The following is a 19,742-nucleotide window of genomic DNA, read 5'->3' on the forward strand; positions in this document are numbered from 1 at the left end:
CAAAAAAGCGCCCCGAAAGGCGCTTTTTGCTTGCAGCGGTAACGCTTATTGCACAGTCGGCGTTTCGCCAGCTTCCTGCATGCGTTGCAGCTCTTGGGCGTACAGGGCGTCGAAGTTCACCGGGGCCAGCATCAGCGCAGGGAACGAGCCGCGTACAACCAGGTTGTCGATGGCTTCGCGTGCATACGGGAACAGGATGTTCGGGCAGAACGCGCCCAGAGTGTGGCTCATCGCGCCGTCGTCCAGACCCTTGATCAGGAAGATACCGGCCTGTTGCACTTCAACGATGAAAGCAACTTCGTCGCCATTGTTGACGGTCACGGACAGGGTCAGCACGACTTCATAGAAATCGCCTTCCAGCTGCTTCTGACGGGTGTTGAGGTCCAGGCTGACGGTCGGTGTCCACTCCTGGCGGAAGATTGCCGGGCTTTTTGGCGCTTCGAACGACAGGTCGCGAACGTAGATACGCTGCAGGGAAAATTGTGGGCCGTTTTCTTCGTTGGCAACAGCACCGTTGTTCGGTTGGTCGGTCATCTCGGATCCTTGTCAGATAGGGCTGAAAGTTTAAGGGGAATCAGGCCAGCAGCGCATCAAGCTTGCCGGCACGCTCCAGAGCAAACAGGTCATCGCAGCCGCCCACGTGGGTCGAGCCGATCCAGATCTGCGGTACGGAAGTGCGACCGGCCTTCTTGGTCATTTCGGCACGCAGTTGCGGCTTGCCGTCGACACGGATTTCCTCGAAGGCCACGCTCTTGCTCTGCAACAGCTGTTTGGCACGTATGCAATACGGGCAATAATCGCTGGAATAGACGATGACTTGAGCCATGTTCACTTCACCAGGGGAAGGTTGTCGCCGCGCCAGCTGGAAATACCGCCGGACAGCTTGGCCGCCTTGAAGCCGGATTTGAGCAACTCGCGGGCGGTGGTGCCAGCATGCTGCCCCATTGCATCGACTATGATCAACGTCTTGTCCTTGTATTTCTGCAGTTCAGCGGTACGCGTCAGCACCTTGTCCTGCGGGAAATTCAGGGATCCCACGATGTGGCCGGCAGTGAAATCCTTTTTCGAGCGCACGTCGATGACCACGCCCTGGTCGCTGTTGACCAGCGCGGTCAGCTCGCGAGTGCTCAGGCTGGCACCGCCCTTGCTCAGTTCGTAAGCGATCAGCAGTCCCAGCAGAATGACGAAGGCACCGGTGATCAAATAGTGGTTAGTGGCGAATTCAAGCAGGTGAGCAACCATCAGTAGGTTCCAGGGCGTTAAAATGTCGGCCAGTATACACAGCAGCCAAGGTGGGCCAAAGTCCGTACGGCAGTGACGCCGTTTGAACTTGTCCCTAAAATGCCGCTCCCTTGTACTTTGTTACTCTCTTTATTCAACCAGCATCGAGTGGGTTCTATGACTGCCACGCCAAAACCTCTGGTTCTAATCATCCTGGATGGCTTCGGACACAGCGAAAGCCATGAAGGCAATGCCATCCTGGCCGCGAAGATGCCGGTCATGGATCGTCTTTACGAAACCATGCCCAACGGCCTGATTTCAGGGTCGGGCATGGACGTCGGTCTGCCGGACGGTCAGATGGGCAACTCCGAAGTCGGACACATGAACCTGGGTGCCGGTCGCGTGGTGTATCAGGACTTCACTCGAGTGACCAAAGCGATTCGCGACGGCGAGTTCTTCGAGAACCCGACCATCTGTGCCGCTGTGGATAAAGCTGTCGGTGCGGGCAAGGCCGTGCACATCATGGGCCTGCTGTCCGATGGCGGCGTGCACAGTCACCAGGACCATCTGGTCGCCATGGCCGAACTGGCGGTCAAGCGCGGTGCAGAAAAAATCTATCTGCACGCCTTCCTCGACGGTCGCGACACGCCACCGCGCAGCGCGAAGAAATCCCTTGAGCTGATGGACGCAACCTTCGCCCGCTTGGGCAAGGGCCGCACCGCCACGATCATCGGCCGCTACTTCGCCATGGACCGTGACAACCGCTGGGACCGGGTCTCCACCGCCTACAACCTGATCGTCGACAGCACCGCCGAATTTCACGCAGACAGCGGTGTTGCCGGGCTTGAAGCTGCCTACGCGCGTGACGAGAACGACGAATTCGTCAAAGCCATACGCATCGGTGAACCCGCTCGCGTCGAGGACGGCGATGCTGTGGTGTTCATGAACTTCCGCGCCGACCGCGCCCGTGAGCTGACCCGTGTGTTCGTCGAAGACGACTTCAAGGATTTCGAGCGCGCCCGTCAGCCCAAGGTCAATTACGTGATGCTGACCCAGTACGCGGCAAGCATCCCCGCGCCCTCGGCATTTGCGGCTGGCAGCCTGAAAAACGTGCTGGGTGAATACCTGGCAAACAACGGCAAGACTCAACTGCGCATCGCCGAAACCGAAAAATACGCGCACGTCACGTTCTTCTTCTCTGGCGGTCGTGAAGAGCCGTTTCCGGGCGAAGAGCGCATTCTGATTCCATCGCCAAAAGTCGCCACCTACGACCTGCAGCCGGAAATGAGCGCGCCGGAAGTGACCGACAAAATCGTCGATGCCATCGAACATCAGCGTTATGACGTGATTATCGTCAATTACGCCAACGGCGACATGGTCGGCCACAGCGGCATCATGGAAGCGGCAATCAAGGCCGTGGAATGCCTGGACGTCTGCGTCGGTCGCATTACCGCGGCATTGGAAAAAGTCGGCGGTGAAGCACTTATTACCGCTGACCACGGCAACGTCGAGCAGATGACCGATGACTCCACAGGCCAGGCGCATACCGCGCACACTTCCGAGCCGGTGCCTTTCGTGTACGTCGGCAAGCGCCCGCTGAAAGTCCGCGAAGGTGGTGTTCTGGCTGACGTGGCACCGACCATGCTGCATCTGTTGGGCATGGAGAAACCGCAAGAGATGACGGGCCACTCGATCCTCGTGGCGAAGTAAAACGCTGAAAACCGGCCTATAGCCATCAGGCAAAGCCGGTTTTTTATGTTTCAAGCCCTAAAGCAGTGGCTGCGGGGCGTTTTTTTTGCAGCGCATGGCGGGCATACTAAGCCTGACATTTTTTCTCACAATTCCTCGGTATCGCCCACCCACATGCTTCGCGCCTTGATTGCCCTTGCTCTGATCTGCCTGCTCAATCCGGCGTTTGCCGAAGACGAGCGTGTGCAAACCCAAAAACAGATAGATGCTGCGCGTCAGGATGTGACGGAGCTGCAAAAAGTCCTGGGCAAGCTTCAGGAAGAACGTGCAGGCGTCCAGAAGGACCTGCGCACCACCGAAACCGAAATGGGCAAGTTGGAAAAGCAGGTCGAGGTCCTGCAAAAGGAACTAAAAAAGACGGAAACCGAGCTGCAAAAGCTCGACAGTGAAAAAAAGAAACTGAACAGTGCCCGCGTTGAACAGCAACGCCTGATCGCTATCCAGGCCCGCGCCGCCTATCAGAGTGGCCGCCAGGAATACCTCAAGCTGTTGCTCAATCAGCAGCACCCCGAGAAGTTCGCCCGAACCCTCACGTATTACGATTACCTGAGCCAGGCGCGCCTGGAGCAGCTACGCAACTTCAATGAAACCCTGCGCCAGCTGGCCAATGTCGAAAAAGACATCGACCTGCAACAGGCCCAACTGCTGGTGCAGAAAAGCAACCTGGACAGCCAGAGCGAAGAGCTGGCCAAGGTTCGCCAGGAACGTCAACAGGCGCTGGCCAAGCTGAATCAGGACTACAAGGCCCGCGATCAGAAACTGCAGGCCCGTCAGCAGGATCAGGCCGACCTGGCCAAGGTTCTCAAGACCATCGAAGAAACCCTGGCCCGGCAGGCACGTGAAGCTGAAGAGGCTCGCCAGAAGGCGCTGGTTGCCGCTCGCGAGGCCGAAGAGAAACGTCAGCGCGAAGCTGAGGCCGTCGCCCGCAACAACAGCACCAGCAGCAGTAAAAGCGCTGATGAACCCACACAGCGTCGCCCGGTCAAAGCCCCCGGCGCAGTCGTTTCCAGTGCCGGAGTTTCCTACGGCGGACCTTTTGCAGAGGCCCGGGGAAAACTTCCATGGCCTATTGATGGTCGACTGCTTGCGCGTTTCGGTGAAGCCCGCGGTGATGACGAGCGAACCAAATGGGACGGCGTCATGATCAGCGCCGCAGCCGGAAGCCAGGTACATGCAGTGCATGGCGGACGAGTGGTGTTCGCCGACTGGTTGCGTGGTGCCGGGCTTCTGGTCATTCTCGACCATGGCAACGGTTATCTCACCCTGTATGGGCATAACCAGAGCCTGCTCAAGTCGGCAGGTGACATTGTAAAAGCCGGTGAAGCGATTTCCACGGTCGGCAATAGTGGCGGTCAGGACACGGCAGCGTTGTACTTTGCTATTCGTCAGCAGGGTCGCCCCAGCGATCCGGCCCAATGGTGCCGCACTCAAGGATAAGCCGGCGTCAATATCTGTAGGAGTTCGTTAGACATGCTGCATTTGTCCCGCCTCACCTCGCTGGCCCTGGCAATTGCCATCGTTATCGGCGCGCCTCTGGCGCAAGCTGCCGAAAAGACCGCGCCAGCCGCGCCTGCAGCAGTCTCGCCCGCCAAGCCCAATGCCAACGCCAAGCCGCCGCTGCCGCTTGACGAGCTGCGCACCTTTGCCGAGGTCATGGATCGGGTCAAGGCGGCCTATGTCGAGCCGGTGGACGACAAGACTCTGCTGGAAAACGCCATCAAGGGCATGCTCAGCAACCTTGATCCACACTCCGCCTACCTGGGCCCGGAAGATTTCCAGGAGCTGCAGGAAAGCACCAGCGGCGAGTTCGGTGGACTGGGCATCGAAGTGGGCGTCGAAGACGGGTTCGTCAAGGTGGTTTCACCCATCGACGACACACCTGCTTCCAAGGCTGGCATTGAGGCAGGCGACCTGATCGTGAAGATCAATGGCACGCCGACCCAGGGCCAGAACATGCAGGAAGCGGTCGACAAGATGCGCGGCAAGATCGGTGAAAAGATCACCCTGACGCTGGTCCGCGATGGCGGTACGCCGTTTGACGTGACCTTGGCGCGGGCGACCATTCAGGTCAAGAGCGTCAAGGCGCAGATGCTGGAAAATGGCTACGGCTACATCCGCATCACCCAGTTCCAGGTCAAGACCGGGGACGAAGTCGGCAAGGCGCTGGCCAAATTCCGCAAGGACAATGGCAAGAAGATGAGCGGCCTGATTCTCGACCTGCGCAACAACCCGGGCGGCGTGCTGCAATCGGCGGTGCAGGTGGCGGATCACTTCCTCACCAAGGGCCTGATCGTCTACACCAAAGGTCGCATCGCCAACTCCGAACTGCGTTTCTCGGCAGACCCGGCAGACGCCAGCGAAGGCGTACCGCTGGTGGTGTTGATCAACGGCGGCAGCGCTTCTGCGTCGGAAATCGTCGCCGGTGCCCTGCAAGACCAGAAACGCGGGATTCTGATGGGCACTGACACCTTTGGCAAAGGCTCGGTGCAGACCGTTCTGCCGCTGAACAACGATCGCGCCCTGAAGATCACCACCGCGCTGTACTACACGCCGAACGGTCGCTCGATCCAGGCGCAGGGTATCAACCCGGACATCGTGGTACGTCGGGCCAAGGTCACCAGCGAAGCAGACGGCGAGAACTACAAGGAAGCCGACCTGATGGGTCACTTGGGCAATGGCAACGGCGGTGCCGACAAGCCGACCGTCAAGGGTGGCGCAGCAGCCAAGGCGCGTCCGCAGGATGATGACTTCCAGCTCAGCCAGGCGCTCAGTCTTCTGAAGGGGCTGAGTATCACCCGCGGCAACTGACGGATGCGCGCTCTCGCTCTGTTACTGCTGACACTCTCGATCACTGGCGCTGCCCATGCAGCGCCAGCCGAAGACAACGGCAAGCCGCCGAAGGCGTATCTCAGCCTGATCATCGACGACCTGGGTCAGAACCCGGCGCGGGATAGCCGTACACTGGCGCTCCCCGGGCCGGTAACGCTGGCGATCATGCCTGACACTCCACACGCCACTGAATTTGCCCGCGAGGCTCACCGCGCTGGCAAGACGGTCATGCTGCACATGCCGATGGACCCGGCGACCGGGCCTTACGCCTGGCATCCCGAACTGCCCTTGCCTGAACTGGAAAGCCGTCTCAATGCGGCGCTGCTGAAAGTGCCTTATGCAGCCGGCATCAATAACCACATGGGCAGCCGGATGACCGCCGAACCGGTCGCGATGGCCTGGTTGATGGCCGAACTGCAACGACGTCATCTGTTTTTCGTGGACAGCCGCACCAGCGCGAAAACCGTGGCAGCCGCAGAGGCTCAGCGCATCGGCCTCGCAAGCGTCTCACGCGACGTGTTTCTGGACGACGAGCGCACGGCCGAAGCCATCAACCGACAATTGCAGTCAGCCATCAAAATCGCCCGCAAGCATGGCTCGGCAGTGGTCATCGGTCACCCCTACCCTGTCACGCTGGACGTACTGGAACGCGAGTTGCCCAAACTCAAGGATCAGGGCGTCGAATGGATCGACCTGCGCAGCATGATCAGCGAACGCGGCAATCAGGCGAGTGCGGCGCATGGCAAGAATGGGGTGTATCGCTGAGCCTGCGAACGACGAAACGTCCGTCAGCTGGTCTTTCAAATGAGGTGTTACACATCAAGCGGCCCGCTCAATGCTCAACGTAATACGCCGACCAAGCTCAGCCAGCGCTCGCTCCACCTGCTCGATTTTCGAGGCATGCAGAAAGTCCACAAGCCGATCCACCACTTGCCGCGTGCAACCGAGGCGACGCGCCAGCTCAGCACGGCTAACGCCCTCTTCCAACAAGCTGTTCCATAGCATGATTTTGGCAACCGTCAGCGCAGGCAAACGCATCAACAGTTCATGGCCGGGTACGACTGAGGCTTGGGGAATCTTGCGACGCTGATCGACGTAGAGCGATAGAGCCGATTCCATGCCGTCAAGAGCTTCGCTAAATGCTTCAGGCAGGGTGTCGCCAGAGGCGCTCATTTCGGGAATGTCTGGACACGACAGCCAAACGCCTGTCGGCTCCCGATGTAGATCCAATGGATATTGATACATAAGGTCTCACCTGTAGTGGAGCAGCTCGACGTCAATCCTTAAGGCCGAGCTGCTTGATGATCGACTTGCGTAACCCTTCGTGCATTTCTTTGCTTCCATGGTCTGCGAAGATGGTTGCCTTACCATTCAGGTAAACCTTGAAATGACTACCCTTGGCAGCCCTGAACTCAGCGCCTTGAGCCTGCAACCATCGCCGAAACTCGTTGCACTTCATTGCTTGAATCCTACCGTTTCGGCAACATCAATATGCAACACTTATGTAGCTCGGGCAACATTTATGATGCATATAAATAGCTCTTAATTGCATATAATTGGCTTTCGCCAATCTGCGCTCGCCTTTCCAGACATGACGCTGACGGATTTTACCGTCGATCCCGCCAAAACCGAGTCAGCACGTTCCGCACGCAAAGTAGGCAAGGTCTGTTTTCCATGTCACGCGCCGTTTCAGCCTTGATAACCCGATCAATTCCGGCTTAAAGGATGAGGTCTCCACAACGGAGAGCAAGACACCGTTATCAAGGACGGCATCCAGCCGCTTGCGCTTGCCATAGAGCTGCAACCGGCGGGACCGACGCCCGAGCCACAGGTGGTTATGGGGAAAAACCGGTTAGGCGCATTATCGGTCAGTTGGTCGTACGAACATCGCCCGATCGACCATTACACGGTCAAGATGGGCCCGCCAGACACTGCTGCCGTTGAAGATCTGCACTTACGCCCATGACATCAATGGGCAGCCCTCCAATGTACGCGAAGACACCCTTCCCGCAGCAGGTTGAGCGATTACTGATAGCGCGCCTTGACCGCGTCGACCCAACCCTCGGCGCGCATCTGGTCGAGGGCTTTCTGCAGGCGAGCCACAACGTCGTCAGGCGTGCTCTTGTTGACTGCCAGGTAAAGTTCGGCGCTGTTGAAACGCAGCGCTGTCTTGAACCCCGAGACCCCTTCCAGTTTCGCCAGATAGCGGCCAACCGGATCACCCACGGCCCACAGATCGATCTGACCATTGTCGAGCTTTTTCACGTTGTCCCGGTCACGCAGCATCAAAATCGGGTTAAGGCCCATCGCGTTCAGACGCTCGCCGATGGCGTCGCCTTTATAGGCACCAATCCTGTAGTTCTTTGCCTGCTCAAGCGACGTTAACGTGATGGGGCTGTCGCCGCGGGCGAGCATGATCCAGTCATAGGAGCCTACCGGACCCACCCATTTGAACAGTTTTTCGCGCTCAGGCAGGCGAGTGGTGGAGAACACACCATAGCCGGGCTTGTCGAGGGCAAGCTTGTAAACCCGATCCCACGGAAAACGCAGGGTCATGCTGTAACCAATGTTTGCGCGCTTGAACATCTCGCGCACCACTTCAGCGGCAATACCGTCGATGTTGTTTTCCTGCGCGAAATTCTTGCCATCGACCGCCATGTTGAACGGCGGGAAATTCTCGGTGAGCAACACCATGGAATAAGGCGTTGAGTCGCTGGCTCGCGCAGTTTCATTCAGCAACAAGCCGACACCGATCAGTGCGAGAAATAGACGTTTGAACATGTTCCGGCACTCGATCGTGACTGACGCATGCAGAGTGCCGCGAACCCGGCGCACTGTCTAGCGCGCTGTCCGGCGATGTCGCTTACAGGTAATACTCGAATGCCACAGGGCTGAAACAGAGCGAGCGCCGACTGCTTCAAACCCATGGTCTGAAACAAGCGACGCCCGCTTTGATGCGCAGCGACTCAGCGCACCACAATCCCGCGACTGGCCATATAAGCCTTTGCTTCGGGAACGGTGTATTCGCCAAAGTGGAAAATACTCGCCGCCAGCACGGCACTGGCGTGGCCTTCGATGACGCCGGCGGCCAGATGCTCAAGGTTGCCGACACCACCGGAAGCAATCACCGGGATGCCCAGCGCATCACTGATGGCGCGAGTGACGCCCAGGTCGAAGCCGTTCTTCATGCCGTCCTGGTCCATGCTGGTCAACAGGATCTCGCCAGCCCCCAGGTCTTCCATCTTTTTCGCCCAGAGCACCGCGTCCAGCCCAGTGGGTTTGCGTCCACCGTGGGTGAAGATTTCCCAGCGCGGGGTTTCACCCGGGCCGGAGACCTTCTTGGCATCAATAGCGACCACAATGCACTGCGACCCGAAACGAGCGGCGGCTTCACCGACAAACTCAGGGTTGAACACCGCTGCCGTGTTGATCGACACCTTGTCCGCGCCCGCATTGAGCAGGTTGCGGATGTCCTGCACGGTACGCACGCCGCCACCGACAGTCAGCGGAATGAACACCTGACTGGCCATGCGCTCGACGGTGTGCAGCGTGGTGTCACGGCCATCGACGCTGGCAGTGATGTCGAGAAAAGTAATTTCGTCGGCACCCTGCTCATCGTAACGACGAGCAATTTCCACCGGATCGCCTGCATCCCGGATGTTCTCGAACTTGACACCCTTGACCACTCGACCGTTGTCGACGTCCAGGCAAGGGATGATGCGTTTGGCTAGGGCCACAGGGTCAGTCTCCAGCTATTCAGCGTTGTTCGCGGTCGCAGAGCGCCTGGGCTTCGGCCACATCCAGCGTACCTTCGTAGATCGCACGACCGGTGATTGCGCCGATGATGCCCGGAGCCTTCGCATTCAACAGCGCCTGAATGTCGCCCAGGTTATGAATGCCACCCGAAGCAATCACCGGGATCCGCGTAGCCGCCGCCAGCGCGGCGGTGAACGGGATGTTGCAGCCCTGCATCATGCCGTCTTTGGCGATGTCGGTGTAGACAATGGCAGACACGCCATCGGCTTCAAAACGCTTGGCCAGATCAATGACCTGAACCGAGCTGACTTCAGCCCAGCCATCGGTGGCGACGAAACCGTCCTTGGCATCCAGACCGACGATCACCTTGCCTGGGAACGCGCGGCAGGCTTCAGCCACGAACTCGGGCTCTTTGACGGCCTTGGTGCCAATGATGACGTAGCTCACGCCTGCCTTGACGTAGTGCTCGATGGTTTCCAGCGAACGGATGCCGCCACCAATCTGGATCGGCAGGTTCGGGTAGCGTCTGGCAATGGCCGTGACCACATCACCGTTGACCGGCTGTCCTTCGAACGCACCGTTCAGATCGACCAGATGCAGACGGCGGCAACCACCGTCGACCCACTTGGCAGCCATGGCCACCGGGTCATCGGAGAACACCGTGGAATCTTCCATCCGGCCCTGACGCAGACGTACACAGGCACCGTCTTTGAGGTCGATAGCGGGGATAATCAGCATGCTTATTCCTTGGTCAAAAAGAGCGGCAAGCTGCAAGCGATTAGCTGCAAGTATGCGTACTCACTGATTCTTGCGGCTTGAAGCCTGAAGCTCAAAGCTGCTTCTATTCAATTCTTTTCGAGCGCCCAGAGGTCGCTTTCGATGCTCTCGAACCGCTCCTTGAGCTGCTGCTGAACATCGAAAATAGCGCGATTGTAGTAATGCGGGGCAATCTCGCGGGTGAACAATTCCAGTACCTCAGCCACTTCAAACGTACCCAGCTCCAGCTCGAAGCGCTCTGCGAACAGGCGCTTGAGCTTGTCGATCGCCTGCTGCTCATGCTCGGGCGAAAGGGTCAGAATCGGCGGCTTGCTCTTGGTTTTGCTCATACGATTACCAGCGACCATCCCAGGCAGCGAAGTTCTGCAGCAATTGCAGGCCGTGGGTGTGGCTCTTTTCCGGGTGAAATTGCACGGCAAAACGCGAACCGTCGGCCAGCGCGGCGGCAAAGTCGAGGCCGTAGTGACCGCGCCCGACCACCTGACGCTGGTTGGCGGCATCGATATAGAAACTGTGCACGAAGTAAAAACGCGCCAGGTCCGGAATGTCATGCCACAGCGGGTGATCCACCGCCTGAGCGACCTGATTCCAGCCCATGTGCGGCACTTTCAAGTGCTCGCCCTCTTCGTGCAGGTCCTTGCCGAAAAACTTCACCTGGCCGGGAAACAGACCGATGCAATCCACGCCGCCGCTCTCTTCACTTCTGTCGAGCAACGCCTGCATGCCGACGCAGATACCGAGAAACGGACGGTCCTGGCTGACTTCCCTGACCAGCGAATCAAAGCCCAGACGGCGGATCTCGGCCATGCAGTCGCGAATCGCGCCCACACCCGGAAACACCACACGGTCGGCTTCGCGAATCACCTTGGCGTCACTGGTAATCAGCACACGGCCTGCGCCTACGTGCTCAAGCGCCTTGGCGACAGAGTGCAGGTTGCCCATACCGTAATCGATGACCGCAACCGTCTGCATCAGAGCACACCCTTGGTGGATGGCATTTGCCCGGCCATGCGCTCATCCAGCTCGACCGCCATGCGCAGCGCGCGACCGAAAGCCTTGAACACGGTCTCGATCTGGTGGTGAGTGTTGGTGCCACGCAGGTTGTCGATGTGCAGCGTCACGTTCGCGTGGTTGACGAAGCCCTGGAAGAACTCCTGAAACAGGTCCACATCAAAGCCACCCACCGTGGCACGGGTATACGGCACATGCATCTGCAGGCCCGGACGACCCGAAAAGTCGATGACCACGCGCGACAGCGCTTCGTCGAGCGGCACATAGGCGTGGCCGTAACGACGAATGCCTTTCTTGTCGCCGATGGCCTGGCTGAACGCCTGCCCCACGGTGATACCGACGTCTTCCACCGTATGGTGATCATCGATTGCCAGGTCACCCTTGCACTCGATGTCCAGGTCGATCAGCCCGTGCCGGGCGATCTGGTCGAGCATGTGCTCAAGAAAAGGCACACCGATATCGAATCGGGCCTTTCCGGTGCCATCCAGGTTGATCGAGGCTTTGATCTGGGTTTCCAGAGTATTACGCTCGACGTACGCCTTACGTTCGGCCATCACCAGCTCCGCAAAATCATTGGGCGAAAAAAGGCGAGCATTATAGGCCCAGATGCGCCCGCCATGAAGCAAACAGACGACCAGCAGGGCATTTAGTGGGTGAAGAGGCTCGCGATTGCGTTACATACCTTGTCGATATTGCCTTCATTCAGGCCCGCCATGCACACCCGGCCACTGCGCAGCATGTAAATGCCATGAACGTCTTTCAGTTCGTCGACCTGCTGTGGCGTCAGACCGGTGTAGCTGAACATCCCGCTCTGCCTGAGGATAAAGCTGAAATCACGTCCGGAAACCTTCTGCGCCAGCACCTCAACCAGCCGCGTGCGCATGTCGATGATGCGCACGCGCATGGCCTCGACTTCGCTCAGCCACTGCTCGCGCAGGTGCGGCGTGTTGAGCACTTTTGAGACCAGAAAGGCGCCATGCGCAGGCGGGCTGGAGTAGTTGCGACGTACAGTGGCCTTCAGCTGGCCGAATACGTTGGCAGCCGACGCGGTGTCTTCGCAGACGACCGACAGCCCGCCGACCCGCTCGCCGTACAGCGAGAAGATTTTCGAGAACGAGTTACTGACCAGCGTTGTAACACCTGCGTTGGCCATTGCGCGGATGGCATAGGCATCCTCATCAATGCCTTTGCCAAAGCCCTGATAGGCAATATCCAGAAACGCGATGAGCTGACGATCCTTGATAACCTCGATCAACCGGTCCCATTGCTCGACTGTCAGATCGGCACCTGTCGGGTTGTGGCAGCAAGGGTGCAGCAAAAGGATGCTCTGCGCAGGCAGGCGCTGCACCGTATCGAGCATGGCCTCGAACCTGACCCCGCCAGTCTGCGCGTCGAAATACGGGTAGCTGTTGACCTTGAAGCCCGCACCACCGAACAGCGCGTTGTGGTTTTCCCAGGTCGGATCGCTGACCCAGACCTGCGAGTCCGGGAAGGCATACTTGAGGAAGTCGGCACCTACTTTCAGCGCGCCGGAGCCGCCCACGGTCTGGATAGTCGCCACGCGTCCTGCCTGCACAAGCGGGTGATCCGCCCCGAACAACAGGGTCTGCACTGCCTGCCGATAAGCCGCCAGGCCTTCCATCGGCAGATAGACAGAAGCCGCCTGCTCGCCCTCGGCCAGTTGCTGTTGTGCCGTTGCTACGCATGCCAGCTGAGGGATACGGCCCTGCGCGTCGTAATACAAGCCGATGCTCAGATTGACCTTGTCCGCACGGGAATCCTTGCCAAAGGTTTCCATCAGGGAAAGGATCGGATCACCAGCGTATGACTCCACGTGGGCTAGCATGCAAACAACTCCTACAGGCAATAAAAACAGGGGTTGCTAATGTAGCAGCGTCTGCGGGGGAACGGGCAGTGCATCAAACACATTGAGCCGCAGATAGATGACGCGGAGCGTCACGAACGGCATTCCCACGCTGGAGTGTGCGGAACGATAGCCTCAACTATCGTGCGACGCTCTGCGTCCGATTCAGAGTGCGTGGAACAAGAATTCTGCGCACAAAAAAAAGCGCCTGCACCTAAGTGCAAGCGCTTATCTGTTACCTACAGGCTTTTAGTGGAACAGCACTGCGGTTTTTTGCAGGGTAATCCAGACGCCCCACGCCAGCGGGATGCCTACGGCCAGCCAGGCGGCGATGACCAGCGGCTTACTGCCTGCGGATGCTTTCCACTCCAGCGAAGTCGTGGCATTGGCACCCTTGTCGTGACCGATGGCTTGTTCAGCCGCCAGCTCGGCGTCGGTCATGAAGTACTTGTCGGCAACCGGACGAATCAGCAGGTTGCAGATAAAGCCCAGCACCAGCAGACCCGAGAGGATGTACAAGGTAATGTCGTAGGCATCGGCACGTGCAACACCGTGGGCGAGTTGGTACTCACGCAGGTAGTTGACCAATACCGGACCGAGCACACCGGCCGCAGCCCAGGCAGTCAGCAGACGACCGTGGATCGCGCCGACCATCTGCGTACCGAACAGGTCAGCCAGATAAGCCGGAACCGTCGCGAAACCGCCACCGTACATCGACAGCACGATGCAGAACGCGGCCACGAACAGGGCAATGCTACCCATGTGGCTTAGGGTCGGAACCGACGCATAAAGCAGGAAGCCCAGTGCGAAGAATACGAAGTAGGTTGCCTTGCGACCGATGAAGTCCGAGCACGAAGCCCAGAAGAAACGACCGCCGATGTTGAACAGACTCAACAGGCCCGTGAAGCCGGCTGCAATCGCAGCAATGGCTTTCAGTTGGTCGGCATTGAGCTGGCTGAAGGTCAGGTCGACGCCCAGCAGTTTGCCGGCGAAGACTTCCTGCAGCAGCGGCGAAGCCATGCCCAGGATGCCGATACCGGCCGATACGTTCAGGCACAGCACCAGCCAGACCAGACGGAACTGCGGTGTCTTCCAGGCCACGCTGACGTGCACGTGACGGTTGGTGATCATCGAGTTCTTGGCCTTGGCAGCCGGAGCGGTCCAGCCTTCAGGTTTCCAGCCGGTTGGCGGAACGCGATAGCCCAGCGCGCCACCGATCATGAAGATGAAGTAGATCACCGCCATCACCACGAAGCTCTGCCAGACGCCAACGCTTTCAGCCGAGGCAAAGTGGCCCATCAACGCAGTGGCCAGTGGTGCACCGACCATTGCGCCGCCACCAAAGCCCATAATCGCCATACCGGTCGCCATGCCGCGCTTGTCCGGGAACCACTTGATCAGGGTCGAAACGGGGGAGATATAGCCCAGCCCCAGACCAATGCCGCCGATAACCCCCGAGCCCAGCCACATCAACCAGATCTGGTGCGTATAAATGCCCAGTGCGGAAATCAGCAAGCCACCACACCAGCAGAGGGCCGAAACAACACCGGCCTTGCGTGGACCTGCGTGCTCCAGCCAGCCACCCCAGATGGCAGCCGAGCAACCCAGGAAGATAAAGAACAGGGTGTAGATCCAGCCCAGCATGGAGATCTGCCAGTCACAGGTCGACGCGAACATCTGCGCGAAGAAACCCATGTCCGGAGTACAGGCGACGGGTGCAGTAATACCCACGGCCTTGGACAACGGCAACCAGAACACCGAGAAGCCGTAAGCCATACCGATACAGAGGTGGATGGCCAATGCTGCTGGTGGAACAAGCCAACGGTTGAAACCGGGCTTGGCGATAATGCGCTCTTTGGACAAGAACGCAGGCTGAACGGCGTCGCCGCCCAAGGCTGTGCTTGTGCTCATTATAATTACCCCAATGTGTGAAGCTCGCAGATGGTCCGCTGGTCCGCCACAGACTCTATGCCGAGCGGCCATGTCTGTTTTATCGGCAGGTTGTTCAGATACGTGACAAAAAGACGCACCTGAGCCAGCAAAAACGGAGACTATCACTGTCTGATGGCAAATAAGCATCTCGTTACATGCTTTTTATTATCTATTTTATCGGTTAATCCGCGCGCTCTATGACGCCATAGATGCAATCAATTAAATGATAAGGAAAAGCCTGTCAGAACCTTAGTTGAGGCAAAAAAGCTATGTAGCTGTAGGGTCGAGAGGAGCGCTGCTACCTCAAACCGGCGACCGGACAGCAATAAAGGCATCCGCAGCCCGGTACGCGCGTCAGAGCGGTATACTCACGGGCTATTTTTGAATATCGACACAAGGACTCGCCCATGAAAGCGTTCGGCAAAATCCTGGGGCTGTTTATTCTCGGGCTGTTGCTGATCATCGTGGCTCTCGGCTTCGCCCTGACCCACCTGTTTGATCCCAACGACTACAAAGACGAGATTCGCCAGCTGGCACGCGACAAGGCCAACGTCGAGCTGACGCTCAACGGCGATATCGGCTGGAGCCTGTTCCCCTGGCTCGGCCTGGAATTGCACGACGCCCATGTCGCCACCCTGACCGCCCCCGATCAGCCGTTTGCCGATGTGCAGATGCTCGGCCTGTCCGTACGTGTCCTGCCGCTGCTTCGTCGTCAGGTGCAGATGAGTGACATCCGCGTCGAAGGCCTTAACCTGGCCCTGCACCGTGACGAAAACGGTCATGGCAACTGGGAGGACATCGGCAAGCCCGCTGTCGCAACCACCACAGCGCCTGGCGAACCAACCCCTGCGCCTGCCCCGGACGCGCCCAAGGCCGATCGCCCTTCCCAGCCGATCCGGCTGGACATCGACAGCCTGACTGTCAACAACGCCCGCGTGGATTACAGCGATGCCCGCAAAGGCCGAACCTTCACGGCCGAGAGCATTCAACTGAGCACCGGACCAATTCGTGAAGCATCCGACATCCCGATCAAACTGACGGCGTTCCTGAGCACCAACCAGCCCGTCGTGCGCGCCAAGACCGAACTGGTCGGCGAACTGCGCATGGACCGCGTACTCAAGCGCTATCAATTCGAAGACATGCGCTTGTCCGGCGAAGTCGCAGGCGAGCCGCTGCAGGGCAAGACCGTCACTTTCTCGGCGCAGGGCCAGTTGCTGGCAGACCTTGCCGCCAATATCGCCGAATGGAACAGCCTCAAAGTGTCAGCCAACCAGTTGCGCGCACTGGGCGAACTGCGTGCCCGTGATCTGGACAAGACGCCACAGATCAGCGGCGGTCTGTCCATCGCCCAGCTCGACCTGCGCACCTTCTTCGAAAACATCGGCCAGCCATTGCCAGCCATGTCCGAGGGCGCGCTGAGCAAGGTTGAAATGGTCACACGCCTCGCTGGCACGCCCACCAGCCTTGCGCTGGAAAACCTCAACCTGAAAGTCGACGACAGCACCTTCACGGGTCGGATCGCCGTGGACGACTTCGCCAAGCAGGCGCTGCGTGTCCAGCTCAAGGGCGATACCTTCGACGCCGACCGCTATCGTCCGGCTGAGAGCGAAGAAAGCAAAGGTGCCAAGGCCGCGCGCAAATCCGAGGTTCAGTCCGGTGAAGCCGCCGCTGCTGCGGGCGATTCACCGCTGCCCGAACAACCGACCAAGGCCGCCTGGAGCACTGCCAGGCTGCTGCCGCTGGAGCGCTTGCGTACGCTGGATGTCGAAGCTGACCTGAGCTTCGGCAAACTGACCCTGAACAAACTGCCCATCGACAACGCAGCGTTCAAGACCCAGGCCAACGGTGGTCTTATCAAGGTCGATACGCTGAGTGGCGACCTGTACAACGGCAACTTCGAGGTCAAGGGCAATCTGGACGCGCGTCCGGACACGCCTGTGGCCACGGTACAGACGCGCATTGCCAAAGTACCGGTCGAACGCATTCTGGAAAGCCAGGGCCAGACGCCGCCAGTGCGTGGCCTGCTGAACCTAGACAGCAGCCTGACCGGCACAGGCAACAGCGAAAAAGCCCTGATCGACAGCCTGAACGGCACCGCCAGCTTTGCGCTCAATAACGGCGTACTGGTCAATGCCAACCTGGAGCAGCAGCTGTGCAAGGGTATTTCGATCCTCAACCGCAAGACGCTTAGCGGCGAACCGCGCGCCAAGGACACTCCTTTCCAGCAGCTCAACGGCAATCTGGTGATACGCAACGGCGTGGCCAGCAACCCGGATCTCAAGGTTCGTACGCCGGGCATGGCCGTCAACGGTAACGGCGACGTCGATCTGCGCGTACTGGGCATGAATTACCGCGTCGGCATCATCGTCGAAGGCGACAAGAGCGACATGCCGGACCCGGCGTGCGAGATCAATCCGCGCTTTGTCGGCATCGAGTGGCCGGTGCAGTGCCGCGGCCCGCTGGAACTGGGTGCCAAAGCCTGCCGCCTGGACAAGGAAGGCGTGGGCCAGATCGCTGCCAGGCTGGCAGGCGACCGGATCAGCGAGAAGCTTGAGGACAAGCTGAATGAAAAACTCGGTGACAAGGTCAGCCCCGAACTCAAGGACGCCCTCAAGGGATTGTTCAAACGCTAGAGCACTGTGAACAGCTCAGGAGCGCCCTCGCGGCGCTCCATTGGCGCAACCTTTCCTATACCGACTCATATCCCGACGACGAGAGCCCTTCAGGCCATGCAACCCGAACAATTCTCCAGCGCCGTGCTGGACTGGTACGACCGTCATGGCCGACATGACCTGCCCTGGCAACAAGACATCACGCCGTATCGGGTCTGGGTATCGGAAATCATGCTGCAGCAGACCCAGGTCAGCACCGTTCTGAATTACTTCGACCGCTTCATGGAGGCCCTGCCGACCGTGCAGGCGCTGGCTGAGGCACCGGAAGACGAAGTGCTGCACCTATGGACCGGGCTGGGCTACTACACCCGCGCCCGCAACTTGCAGAAGACCGCAAAAATCGTGGTTGCCGATCACGATGGCGAGTTTCCCCGCGACGTCGAAAAACTCATCCTGCTGCCCGGTATCGGTCTATCCACCGCAGGCGCAATCGCCAGCCTGAGCATGGGTCTTCGCGCGCCGATCCTCGACGGCAACGTCAAACGCGTGCTGGCGCGCTTTACCGCGCAGGAGGGCTATCCCGGCGAACCCAAGGTGGCCAAACAGCTGTGGGCCACAGCTGAACGCTTCACACCGCATAGCCGGGTCAACAACTATACCCAGGCCATGATGGACCTCGGTGCCACGCTCTGTACCCGCAGCAAACCCAGCTGCCTGCTCTGCCCGCTGGAACGCAGTTGCGAGGCGCACATGCTGGGCCTGGAAACGCGCTACCCGATCCCCAAGCCGCGCAAGACCGTGCCGCAGAAACGCACGCTCATGCCGATGCTCGCCAACGAAGACGGCGCGATCCTGCTTTATCGTCGCCCTTCCAGCGGCTTGTGGGGCGGCCTGTGGAGCCTGCCGGAACTGGATGACTTCGATGACCTGCAGCACCTGGCCACCCAACACGCGCTGCAACTGGGCGAGCATCATGAACTGCCGGGGCTGATCCACACTTTCAGCCACTTCCAGTTGAGCATCGAACCCTGGCTGGTCAAGGTCCAGGAGTCCGCCGATCACGTGGCCGAGGCCGACTGGCTCTGGTATAACCTCGCCACCCCGCCACGCCTGGGCCTTGCCGCCCCGGTGAAAAAGCTGCTCAAACGCGCAGCTGACGTATTGAACGCAGGAGAGTCGTCATGACCCGCACCGTAATGTGCCGCAAGTACAAAGAAGAACTGCCCGGCCTGGAACGCGCCCCTTATCCGGGAGCCAAGGGCGAAGACATCTTCAACCACGTCTCGCAAAAAGCCTGGGCCGATTGGCAGAAACACCAAACCCTGCTGATCAACGAGCGCCGCCTGAATATGATGAACGCTGAAGACCGGAAATTCCTCCAGACCGAGATGGACAAGTTTCTCTCCGGCGAAGAATACGCCCAGGCCGAAGGCTACGTACCCCCCGAAAAATAAAGCGTTTCACGCAGTGAAGGTCGTAAGCGTCGGTAATAATTCAAATTTTTTAAAAAACACGCTTGACGACCTCCTGAAAAACACGTCTAATGCGCCCCGTTGCCCAGATAGCTCAGTCGGTAGAGCAGGGGATTGAAAATCCCCGTGTCGGCGGTTCGATTCCGTCTCTGGGCACCACCTTTCGTTTTCAGGTGATGCCAAGCACACCTGAAAGCACACAAAAAGCCCGCCTCGTGCGGGCTTTTTGTTGTCTGGTTTTTTTGAATGACAGACGTGTCTGCACCCTGCGCGCGCAGAAGAGACCAGTAGAATCAGACTACTGCACGTGTCGCCTCTTCCTGCACCGCACGTCTGCCGCCATCCGGCTTATTCGCTTGCCCGCATTTCGCAGCGCGTGACAAGGTAGCCAAGCCTCGGCAAACCAAAACCCGCTAATTTCAAAGGCTCCAAGCGCGACGCCTCAAGCGGAAAATAATCATTATTTACGACGCAAGGACGACACCCTAATATGGTGTCACCTATAAGGATTATAGGCAG

General features: G+C 58.9%; 20 protein-coding genes, 1 tRNA gene and 1 pseudogene. 9 read left to right on the forward strand and 13 right to left on the reverse strand.

What is annotated here, in order from left to right:
* Positions 1 to 45 precede the first annotated feature (45 nt).
* Genes secB through RYC18_RS17920 form a run of 3 tightly spaced genes read right to left on the reverse strand, consistent with a single transcriptional unit; the run spans position 46 to position 1,242 of the window.
* Positions 46 to 534 (reverse strand): protein-export chaperone SecB, encoded by a 489-nt coding sequence (gene secB / locus RYC18_RS17910; RefSeq protein ID WP_002551468.1) that lies wholly within the window; start codon positions 532 to 534, stop codon positions 46 to 48.
* Positions 535 to 574: 40 nt separating this feature from the next.
* Positions 575 to 826 carry a glutaredoxin 3 gene (grxC, locus tag RYC18_RS17915; protein WP_002551467.1) on the reverse strand — a complete coding sequence of 84 codons (252 nt, stop codon included), beginning with the start codon at positions 824 to 826 and terminating at the stop codon, positions 575 to 577.
* A gap of 2 nt (positions 827 to 828) precedes the next feature.
* Positions 829 to 1,242 (reverse strand): rhodanese-like domain-containing protein, encoded by a 414-nt coding sequence (locus tag RYC18_RS17920; RefSeq protein WP_002551466.1) that lies wholly within the window; start codon positions 1,240 to 1,242, stop codon positions 829 to 831.
* A gap of 156 nt (positions 1,243 to 1,398) precedes the next feature.
* On the opposite strand from RYC18_RS17920, the gene gpmI reads away from it, so the two are divergent.
* From gpmI to RYC18_RS17940, 4 genes are all read left to right on the forward strand, one after another.
* Positions 1,399 to 2,931, forward strand: a complete 1,533-nt coding sequence (gene gpmI / locus RYC18_RS17925) for a 2,3-bisphosphoglycerate-independent phosphoglycerate mutase (protein ID WP_005781612.1) — start codon at positions 1,399 to 1,401, stop codon at positions 2,929 to 2,931.
* A gap of 153 nt (positions 2,932 to 3,084) precedes the next feature.
* On the forward strand, positions 3,085 to 4,407 hold the full coding sequence (locus RYC18_RS17930) for a murein hydrolase activator EnvC (protein ID WP_316886556.1): 1,323 nt from the start codon (positions 3,085 to 3,087) through the stop codon (positions 4,405 to 4,407).
* Positions 4,408 to 4,440: 33 nt separating this feature from the next.
* The gene (locus tag RYC18_RS17935; RefSeq protein WP_316886557.1) at positions 4,441 to 5,778 is read left to right on the forward strand and encodes a S41 family peptidase; all 1,338 of its coding nucleotides are present in this window, start codon (positions 4,441 to 4,443) and stop codon (positions 5,776 to 5,778) included.
* Positions 5,779 to 5,781: 3 nt separating this feature from the next.
* Positions 5,782 to 6,564, forward strand: coding sequence for a divergent polysaccharide deacetylase family protein (locus RYC18_RS17940; RefSeq protein ID WP_054995969.1), 783 nt, complete (start codon positions 5,782 to 5,784; stop codon positions 6,562 to 6,564).
* A gap of 54 nt (positions 6,565 to 6,618) precedes the next feature.
* Here the strand turns inward: RYC18_RS17940 and RYC18_RS17945 are convergent, their stop codons facing one another.
* Both RYC18_RS17945 and RYC18_RS17950 read right to left on the reverse strand, forming a co-directional pair.
* Complete coding sequence (locus RYC18_RS17945) at positions 6,619 to 7,044, reverse strand: type II toxin-antitoxin system HicB family antitoxin (protein WP_016981256.1); 426 nt, start codon at positions 7,042 to 7,044, stop codon at positions 6,619 to 6,621.
* A 31-nt stretch (positions 7,045 to 7,075) separates the two neighbouring features.
* Positions 7,076 to 7,258: a type II toxin-antitoxin system HicA family toxin gene (locus RYC18_RS17950; protein ID WP_005781617.1), complete on the reverse strand. Its 183-nt coding sequence runs from the start codon at positions 7,256 to 7,258 to the stop codon at positions 7,076 to 7,078.
* A 321-nt stretch (positions 7,259 to 7,579) separates the two neighbouring features.
* Here RYC18_RS17950 and RYC18_RS17955 point away from each other — a divergent pair.
* Positions 7,580 to 7,820: pseudogene (locus RYC18_RS17955) on the forward strand (serine protease); the annotation flags it as partial.
* Positions 7,821 to 7,824: 4 nt separating this feature from the next.
* Here the strand turns inward: RYC18_RS17955 and RYC18_RS17960 are convergent.
* The 8 genes from RYC18_RS17960 to RYC18_RS17995 all read right to left on the reverse strand — a co-directional run bounded on the left by RYC18_RS17960 (position 7,825) and on the right by RYC18_RS17995 (position 15,118).
* The gene (locus RYC18_RS17960; RefSeq protein WP_004663214.1) at positions 7,825 to 8,580 is read right to left on the reverse strand and encodes a substrate-binding periplasmic protein; all 756 of its coding nucleotides are present in this window, start codon (positions 8,578 to 8,580) and stop codon (positions 7,825 to 7,827) included.
* Between the two features lie 185 nt (positions 8,581 to 8,765).
* The gene (hisF, locus tag RYC18_RS17965) at positions 8,766 to 9,536 is read right to left on the reverse strand and encodes an imidazole glycerol phosphate synthase subunit HisF (RefSeq protein WP_002551458.1); all 771 of its coding nucleotides are present in this window, start codon (positions 9,534 to 9,536) and stop codon (positions 8,766 to 8,768) included.
* A gap of 19 nt (positions 9,537 to 9,555) precedes the next feature.
* Positions 9,556 to 10,293 (reverse strand): 1-(5-phosphoribosyl)-5-[(5-phosphoribosylamino)methylideneamino]imidazole-4-carboxamide isomerase, encoded by a 738-nt coding sequence (gene hisA / locus RYC18_RS17970; protein WP_002551457.1) that lies wholly within the window; start codon positions 10,291 to 10,293, stop codon positions 9,556 to 9,558.
* A gap of 107 nt (positions 10,294 to 10,400) precedes the next feature.
* Complete coding sequence (locus tag RYC18_RS17975) at positions 10,401 to 10,661, reverse strand: DUF2164 domain-containing protein (RefSeq protein ID WP_002551456.1); 261 nt, start codon at positions 10,659 to 10,661, stop codon at positions 10,401 to 10,403.
* A 4-nt stretch (positions 10,662 to 10,665) separates the two neighbouring features.
* Entirely contained in the window at positions 10,666 to 11,304 is a 639-nt protein-coding gene (hisH, locus tag RYC18_RS17980) for an imidazole glycerol phosphate synthase subunit HisH (protein ID WP_005745046.1), read from the reverse strand.
* Complete coding sequence (gene hisB, locus RYC18_RS17985) at positions 11,304 to 11,897, reverse strand: imidazoleglycerol-phosphate dehydratase HisB (RefSeq protein WP_002551454.1); 594 nt, start codon at positions 11,895 to 11,897, stop codon at positions 11,304 to 11,306. The genes hisH and hisB overlap by 1 nt, the downstream gene beginning before the upstream one ends.
* A gap of 92 nt (positions 11,898 to 11,989) precedes the next feature.
* The gene (locus RYC18_RS17990; protein ID WP_016981253.1) at positions 11,990 to 13,189 is read right to left on the reverse strand and encodes an aromatic amino acid transaminase; all 1,200 of its coding nucleotides are present in this window, start codon (positions 13,187 to 13,189) and stop codon (positions 11,990 to 11,992) included.
* A gap of 267 nt (positions 13,190 to 13,456) precedes the next feature.
* A complete protein-coding gene (locus RYC18_RS17995) occupies positions 13,457 to 15,118 on the reverse strand; it encodes an OFA family MFS transporter (RefSeq protein WP_002555774.1) in 1,662 nt (553 codons plus the stop codon).
* A 428-nt stretch (positions 15,119 to 15,546) separates the two neighbouring features.
* Between RYC18_RS17995 and RYC18_RS18000 the strand changes: the two genes are divergently transcribed.
* From RYC18_RS18000 to RYC18_RS18015, 4 genes are all read left to right on the forward strand, one after another.
* Complete coding sequence (locus RYC18_RS18000) at positions 15,547 to 17,772, forward strand: AsmA family protein (protein ID WP_016981252.1); 2,226 nt, start codon at positions 15,547 to 15,549, stop codon at positions 17,770 to 17,772.
* A 96-nt stretch (positions 17,773 to 17,868) separates the two neighbouring features.
* On the forward strand, positions 17,869 to 18,936 hold the full coding sequence (gene mutY, locus RYC18_RS18005) for an A/G-specific adenine glycosylase (RefSeq protein ID WP_002555776.1): 1,068 nt from the start codon (positions 17,869 to 17,871) through the stop codon (positions 18,934 to 18,936).
* Positions 18,933 to 19,205 carry an oxidative damage protection protein gene (locus RYC18_RS18010; protein ID WP_002555777.1) on the forward strand — a complete coding sequence of 91 codons (273 nt, stop codon included), beginning with the start codon at positions 18,933 to 18,935 and terminating at the stop codon, positions 19,203 to 19,205. Before mutY ends, RYC18_RS18010 begins: the two co-directional genes overlap by 4 nt.
* A gap of 101 nt (positions 19,206 to 19,306) precedes the next feature.
* A tRNA-Phe gene (locus RYC18_RS18015) sits at positions 19,307 to 19,382 on the forward strand.
* The last annotated feature ends 360 nt before the right edge of the window (positions 19,383 to 19,742 follow it).

Origin of the sequence: Pseudomonas syringae group sp. 247E2 (assembly GCF_032587795.1) — a bacterium.
Lineage (GTDB): Bacteria > Pseudomonadota > Gammaproteobacteria > Pseudomonadales > Pseudomonadaceae > Aquipseudomonas > Aquipseudomonas amygdali.

Coding starts and splice junctions, on each gene's coding strand:
- secB (WP_002551468.1), bottom strand. CDS start 534: ATGACCGACCAACCGAACAACGGTGCTGTTGCCAACGAAGAAAACGGC.
- grxC (WP_002551467.1), bottom strand. CDS start 826: ATGGCTCAAGTCATCGTCTATTCCAGCGATTATTGCCCGTATTGCATA.
- RYC18_RS17920 (WP_002551466.1), bottom strand. CDS start 1,242: ATGGTTGCTCACCTGCTTGAATTCGCCACTAACCACTATTTGATCACC.
- gpmI (WP_005781612.1), top strand. CDS start 1,399: ATGACTGCCACGCCAAAACCTCTGGTTCTAATCATCCTGGATGGCTTC.
- RYC18_RS17930 (WP_316886556.1), top strand. CDS start 3,085: ATGCTTCGCGCCTTGATTGCCCTTGCTCTGATCTGCCTGCTCAATCCG.
- RYC18_RS17935 (WP_316886557.1), top strand. CDS start 4,441: ATGCTGCATTTGTCCCGCCTCACCTCGCTGGCCCTGGCAATTGCCATC.
- RYC18_RS17940 (WP_054995969.1), top strand. CDS start 5,782: ATGCGCGCTCTCGCTCTGTTACTGCTGACACTCTCGATCACTGGCGCT.
- RYC18_RS17945 (WP_016981256.1), bottom strand. CDS start 7,044: ATGTATCAATATCCATTGGATCTACATCGGGAGCCGACAGGCGTTTGG.
- RYC18_RS17950 (WP_005781617.1), bottom strand. CDS start 7,258: ATGAAGTGCAACGAGTTTCGGCGATGGTTGCAGGCTCAAGGCGCTGAG.
- RYC18_RS17960 (WP_004663214.1), bottom strand. CDS start 8,580: ATGTTCAAACGTCTATTTCTCGCACTGATCGGTGTCGGCTTGTTGCTG.
- hisA (WP_002551457.1), bottom strand. CDS start 10,293: ATGCTGATTATCCCCGCTATCGACCTCAAAGACGGTGCCTGTGTACGT.
- RYC18_RS17975 (WP_002551456.1), bottom strand. CDS start 10,661: ATGAGCAAAACCAAGAGCAAGCCGCCGATTCTGACCCTTTCGCCCGAG.
- hisH (WP_005745046.1), bottom strand. CDS start 11,304: ATGCAGACGGTTGCGGTCATCGATTACGGTATGGGCAACCTGCACTCT.
- hisB (WP_002551454.1), bottom strand. CDS start 11,897: ATGGCCGAACGTAAGGCGTACGTCGAGCGTAATACTCTGGAAACCCAG.
- RYC18_RS17990 (WP_016981253.1), bottom strand. CDS start 13,189: ATGCTAGCCCACGTGGAGTCATACGCTGGTGATCCGATCCTTTCCCTG.
- RYC18_RS17995 (WP_002555774.1), bottom strand. CDS start 15,118: ATGAGCACAAGCACAGCCTTGGGCGGCGACGCCGTTCAGCCTGCGTTC.
- RYC18_RS18000 (WP_016981252.1), top strand. CDS start 15,547: ATGAAAGCGTTCGGCAAAATCCTGGGGCTGTTTATTCTCGGGCTGTTG.
- mutY (WP_002555776.1), top strand. CDS start 17,869: ATGCAACCCGAACAATTCTCCAGCGCCGTGCTGGACTGGTACGACCGT.
- RYC18_RS18010 (WP_002555777.1), top strand. CDS start 18,933: ATGACCCGCACCGTAATGTGCCGCAAGTACAAAGAAGAACTGCCCGGC.